Source organism: Methanobrevibacter sp. (genome assembly GCF_045116495.1).
Taxonomy (GTDB): Archaea; Methanobacteriota; Methanobacteria; order Methanobacteriales; family Methanobacteriaceae; genus Methanocatella.
The window spans coordinates 1-4,649 of record NZ_JBGULU010000147.1 but is presented as its reverse complement, the minus strand read 5'-3'; the positions used below and the strand labels follow the sequence as shown (position 1 = coordinate 4,649).

Here is a 4,649-nt window from a genome sequence, read left to right as displayed (position 1 = left end):
TGATGGAATTAAAGTTGCCATTTCAGGTCAGGGTGCAGATGAGCTCTTCGGAGGATACAAAAGGTATCTTCAAAGCTTTGTTGATGGAACCCTGAACTATGATTTGAGGGTTGATATGTCAAACATGTATCATGTTAATCTTGAGAGGGATGATGCATGCTCCATGCTCAATTCTGTAGAGCTCAGATTGCCGTTTCTGGACAAAAAACTTGTTGAACTGGTTTTAAATATTCCTGACAACAAAAAAATAGTGTCAATGCATGATGATATGAGAAAAAGCATTTTAAGAAAATTGGCTTTTGAAGAAGGTTTGGATTATGAAATAGCTTACAGGCCTAAAAAAGCGGCCCAGTATGGAACCGGCATTGATAAGATACTAAGAAAAAAGATTATTAAGGACACGGATATTTCACAATATCTCCAATAATTTTTTACTTTTTTTGAAATTTACTTTAAGTTTATTAATATCAAAAAACATAATAAATATATTATTTATTATTAGGAGTTTAAATTTTATGACAATCGAAAAAGATGCAGAAGATATTATAGAAAAATTCTCAAAAATTTTAGAAGACATTCCGGATTCAGATGAAACCTGGTACATTACTGATAACTTGAATTTAACACGTGACGATGAAGCTCACGAAAAAAATCCGGAAAAAATATTGAGAAATGCAAATATCGATAAAGAAGGAAATCTTATTGTTAAAAGAGCAGATTGGACAAATTAAAGAAGGGATTTAAATGAAAATGAACTTAGTTCTAGAACTTATGGATGTTCCTGGACAGTTAGTATCTGTATTGGAACCGATTGGTACACTCGGTGCAAACTTAGTAACTGTTATCCACAAAAGGGAATTCAAAAATGAGCAGGGAATGGTTCCAGTCCATATAACAATAGAAGGGGAACGCGAAAACCTTTTCAATGTTATTCAAAAATTCGATGATTTGGGAATTTCTATTGTAGAAATGGACGGTGTCGTGAAAAAAGAAATGATCAGCACTCTTTTATATGGTCATATTGTAGATCAGGATATAAGAGACACTATGGATAGGATTAATGCTCTTAAAGGAGTTGTAATCACTGGATTTGACATTAAATTAGATGGTGAAAAAGAATCTACTGCATTAATTACTCTTGAAACTGATTACGGTAAAAAACAATTCGTATTTGACAGAATTAAAGAAATTGCAGAAGAAAAAGAATTATTAATGATTAATGAAGTATAAGGGATTATTATGGATGAATGTAGAGTCATTATTATGGGATTTGGTGCAGTAGGTCAAGGTGTGGCTAATGCAATTTCCCTAAAAAAAGATTTAATTAGTAAAAAAACCGGAGTGGCAGTTAAAGTTGTAGCCGCCGCTGATTCATCTTCATCTGCAATATCTGCCGATGGTTTAGATGAAAAATTACTTGTGGAAACAAAAAACAATGAAGGAAAATTATCTGCTTATCCTGAATTCGGGTCTGATAAAAGTGGTGAAGAGGTTTTGGATGCTGTTGAATATGATTGTCTTATTGAAGCAACTCCTACTAATATCGTTGATGCAGAACCTGCATTTTCACTAACACTTAAAGCTTTCGAACAGGGTAAAGATGTAGTAACCTCAAATAAAGGACATTTGGCACTCAAATTCAAGGAAGTTGTCGGAGCAGCCGAAAAGGCAGGCGTTGAATTTAAGTATGAGGCCAGTGTTGGCGGAGCAATGCCGATTATTAACTTCACAAAAGACACATTATCCTCATGTGACATCAAATCAATTATAGGTATCCTTAACGGTACTACAAACTATATTTTATCAAGAATGACTTCAGAAGGAACTGACTATGAAGTTACATTAAGGGAATCACAGGAATTGGGCATTGCTGAAACTGACCCTACACAGGATGTCGAAGGTATTGATGCAGCATGTAAAACAGTAATTTTAGCAAATTCCCTTTTAGGAATTGATGCAACATACAGTGATGTTAATGTAATGGGAATATCAAATATTAACTCACATGCTATTGAACTTGCTAAAAAGGATGATTACTTAATTAAACTAATAGCTGAAGTATCTCCTGAAGAGTTAAGGGTATCACCACGTTTGGTTAAAAAGGGAAGTTCCTATGATGTTAGCGGAACTTTAAACATGGCTACAATACACACTGATTTGGCCGGAGACATAACTGTAATGGGACTTGGAGCAGGATCTCTTGAAACTGCTTCTGCGATGTTGACTGATTTAATTAGTATTTTAAAAAATAAAAACTAATTAAATTTCTTTTTTTATTTTTATACTGATACTATGAAATATGTAATTTTTATCCCCGATGGGGCAAGCGATTATCCGATTGATGAATTAGATGGTAAAACTCCTTTAATGGTAGCTAATACACCAAATATTGATAAATTAGCAAAAGGAGGATTTGGAGGATTTACAAATAACGTTCCGGATGCTTACACTCCTGGTTCTGATGTGGCTAATATGAGCATTTTCGGATATAATCCTGCAGATTACTATACTGGCCGTGGACCTCTTGAAGCGGGCAGTGAAGGCATTCCAACAGAACCGACCGATGTAATATTCAGATGCAATACCATATATAGTGAAACTGATGCAATGGATGACTTTAATGCAGGCCATATTTCCACTGCTGAAGCTGATGAGCTAATGAAAGGATTGAATGAATACTTCACAGAAAAATACCCTGATTTTAAAGGCAAATTCTATACAGGCGTAAGCTACAGACATTTATTCATATATTCATGCGACAGCATTGAAGATGCTGAAATATTGTCTGGCATTCAAACAATGCCTCCTCATGACATTTCCGGTGAAAAATTAGTTGATAACCTGTTTGGTGATTGTGAACTGGCACAGGAAATCCAGCAAATCATGTTCGAGTCAAGGGAATATCTCAAAAATGCTGAAGTCAATAAAAAAAGGGAAATACCTGCAAATATGGTATGGCTATGGGGACAGGGAGTAACACCAAGTCTGCCAAACTTTGAAGAAACCTACGGAATCACTGCATCAGTAATTACCGGTGTGGATTTGCTTAAGGGAATCGGAAACTTTGCAGGAATGAACATCGTTAATGTGCCTGGTGCAACAGGATACTTTGATACAGACTACAGACAGAAAGGTGAATATGGAATTGAAGCCTTGAAACAGACTGATTTGTTATTGATTCACATTGAAGCTCCTGATGAAGCTGGCCATGCACAAAACATTGAAGAAAAAGTAAAAGCAATTGAAAGAATCGATGAATTTATTGTAGGTCCGATAATTGCCAGTCTTGAAGGCGAAGAATTTAGGGCAGCAATACTGCCGGACCATCCAACTCCGATAAATGTCGGAACACACACTCGTGATAATGTACCTTTAATAATCTATGATTCAGCTAAAGAAGGTGACGAATGCGAATCATTTGATGAAGAAGGCGTTAAAAAAGGATCACTTGAAACCAAACCTGGACACTTTTTAGTTCAAAGATTAATATATGGAGATTTTTAAAATGAAAGTATTGATGCTTAATGGAAGTCCCCACAAAAAAGGCTGTACCTATACTGCACTTTGTGAGGTTGAAAAAACATTAAATGAAGCAGGAATTGAAACAGAAATAGTTTGGATTAAGACCAAACCATTGATGAGCTGTACTGCATGTTCCAAATGCAGTGAAATAGGCGAATGTACCTTTGGAAAGGACGGAGTCAACGAATTTGTTAAAAAAGCATATGATGCAGACGGATTCATATTCGGATCACCTGTTCATTATGCGGCAGCTACCGGTGCAATAACATCCTTTTTGGGAAGGGCATTCTATTCAAACTCAGAGCCATTCACTTTCAAACCTGCAGCAATGGTTTGTTCTGCAAGAAGAGGTGGGACAACTGCTACATTTGACCAGCTCAACAAATTTATGGGAATTTCTCAAATGCCTATAATTACCTCCTATTACTGGAATATGGTTCACGGTAACACTCCTGAAGAGGTTCTTCAGGATGAGGAAGGTATAGGTACTATGAGACAGCTTGGGCGCAATATGGCATTTTTCTTGAAATGTATTGAAGCAGGTCATGAAAAAGGATTGCAGCTTGAATCAGAACCTAAACCTCGTACAAACTTTATAAGATAGTTTTATTATGAACATTTTTAAAACTCCTGAAGGTTACATATACTCAAATAGAGCTTTACTTGCATTATTCATTCCACTTTTAATAGAATATGGTCTGGAATTTTTTGTAGGCCTAGCCGATTCTATCATGGTGGCATCACTGGGTGAAGCTGCAATTTCAGGAGTTTCGCTGGTTGACTTTTTAGTTCAACTGCTTATTTTTTCTTTTTCAGCTCTTGCAACCGGAGGTGCTGTTGTAGCCGGACAGTATCTGGGCGATAATCAAGTTGAAAAGGCACAGAATTCCGCAACACAGCTTGTCTGGTTTTCAACAATACTGTCTGTAATATTAATGGTTTTTGTAGTCATTCTAAGACAGTTTTTAATTGGAACTTTATTCGGACAGATTGAAGCTGATGTCTGGCATAATGCAGAAGTATACCTATACATTGTTGCTTTATCAATACCATTTTTAGCGATATACAATGTAGGTGCTGCAATTTTTAGGACAACCAATAATGCAGACTTGCCAATGAAAATATTG

7 protein-coding genes are annotated in these 4,649 nt (G+C 36.0%); all 7 read left to right on the top strand.

Features of this window, described 5'->3' with window-relative positions:
* Positions 1-427: asparagine synthase C-terminal domain-containing protein (locus ACJMLH_RS07980; protein WP_405276488.1), on the top strand; the 427-nt coding region annotated here is incomplete at its 5' end.
* 88 nt (positions 428-515) lie between these two features.
* The gene (gene gatC, locus ACJMLH_RS07975; RefSeq protein WP_405276486.1) at positions 516-731 is read left to right on the top strand and encodes an Asp-tRNA(Asn) amidotransferase subunit GatC; all 216 of its coding nucleotides are present in this window, start codon (positions 516-518) and stop codon (positions 729-731) included.
* 13 nt (positions 732-744) lie between these two features.
* The gene (locus ACJMLH_RS07970; protein ID WP_405276484.1) at positions 745-1,230 is read left to right on the top strand and encodes an amino acid-binding protein; all 486 of its coding nucleotides are present in this window, start codon (positions 745-747) and stop codon (positions 1,228-1,230) included.
* 9 nt (positions 1,231-1,239) lie between these two features.
* Positions 1,240-2,259, top strand: a complete 1,020-nt coding sequence (locus ACJMLH_RS07965) for a homoserine dehydrogenase (protein ID WP_405276482.1) — start codon at positions 1,240-1,242, stop codon at positions 2,257-2,259.
* 33 nt (positions 2,260-2,292) lie between these two features.
* Complete coding sequence (locus ACJMLH_RS07960; protein WP_405276480.1) at positions 2,293-3,504, top strand: cofactor-independent phosphoglycerate mutase; 1,212 nt, start codon at positions 2,293-2,295, stop codon at positions 3,502-3,504.
* 1 nt (position 3,505) lies between these two features.
* Positions 3,506-4,126 (top strand): flavodoxin family protein, encoded by a 621-nt coding sequence (locus ACJMLH_RS07955; protein ID WP_405276478.1) that lies wholly within the window; start codon positions 3,506-3,508, stop codon positions 4,124-4,126.
* Between the two features lie 7 nt (positions 4,127-4,133).
* Positions 4,134-4,649 (top strand): MATE family efflux transporter (locus ACJMLH_RS07950; protein ID WP_405276476.1); only part of this gene is annotated, 516 nt, incomplete at its 3' end.

Bases quoted from the DNA above. Each gene is read 5' to 3' on its own strand.
- gatC (WP_405276486.1), top strand. From the start codon at position 516: ATGACAATCGAAAAAGATGCAGAAGATATTATAGAAAAATTCTCAAAA.
- ACJMLH_RS07970 (WP_405276484.1), top strand. From the start codon at position 745: ATGAAAATGAACTTAGTTCTAGAACTTATGGATGTTCCTGGACAGTTA.
- ACJMLH_RS07965 (WP_405276482.1), top strand. From the start codon at position 1,240: ATGGATGAATGTAGAGTCATTATTATGGGATTTGGTGCAGTAGGTCAA.
- ACJMLH_RS07960 (WP_405276480.1), top strand. From the start codon at position 2,293: ATGAAATATGTAATTTTTATCCCCGATGGGGCAAGCGATTATCCGATT.
- ACJMLH_RS07955 (WP_405276478.1), top strand. From the start codon at position 3,506: ATGAAAGTATTGATGCTTAATGGAAGTCCCCACAAAAAAGGCTGTACC.